This window comes from Halomonas terrestris (assembly GCF_049166755.1).
Classification (GTDB): Bacteria; Pseudomonadota; Gammaproteobacteria; order Pseudomonadales; family Halomonadaceae; genus Halomonas.
The window spans coordinates 1-506 of record NZ_JBMHFZ010000063.1 but is presented as its reverse complement, the minus strand read 5'-3'; the positions used below and the strand labels follow the sequence as shown (position 1 = coordinate 506).

Genomic DNA, 506 nt, shown 5'->3' with positions numbered 1-506 from the left:
GTGGTCTCGCTGACCTCGAGCTCGCACACCGGCACCTGGTTCTCGGCCACCTCGATCGGCAGGATCTGCCGCGCCGTGGTGCCCATCTGGGTCTCCAGCTCGTACATCAGGTAGTGCGTGCCGGCCTCCAGGGTGGTGGTGCCGTACATCGAGCCGTCGGTGATCACCTCGCCGTTGTTGTAGTAACGGTGGCCGATGATCCGGTCTCGTGGGTGGCCGCCGCGCACCGAGGGGCGCACCCGCACGTCCAGCGGGGCCCGCTCGTAGCGGTTGCTGGCGGTGTAGGTGAGCTCGATGTCGTAGGGCTCGGGCCGGCCCAGCACGATCTCGTGCTCGACCACGGCCTCGTGGCCACGGGCGTCGCGCACCACGACCTCGACCGGGTAGACCCCGGGCTCGTCGAGCCAGAACACGCGCTTGGCGTCGCCCTTGGCGGCGACCTGGGTCGCTTCCTCGGGCAGTGTCCATTCGTAGCTCGGCTCCTCGAGGCGGCGGGTGCCGCTGCG

General features: G+C 70.0%; 1 protein-coding gene. It reads right to left on the bottom strand.

What is annotated here, in order from left to right; translation table 11 throughout:
* A partial coding sequence (locus ACOMD9_RS21125; RefSeq protein WP_421417987.1) for a hypothetical protein occupies positions 1-506 on the bottom strand: 506 nt, incomplete at both ends.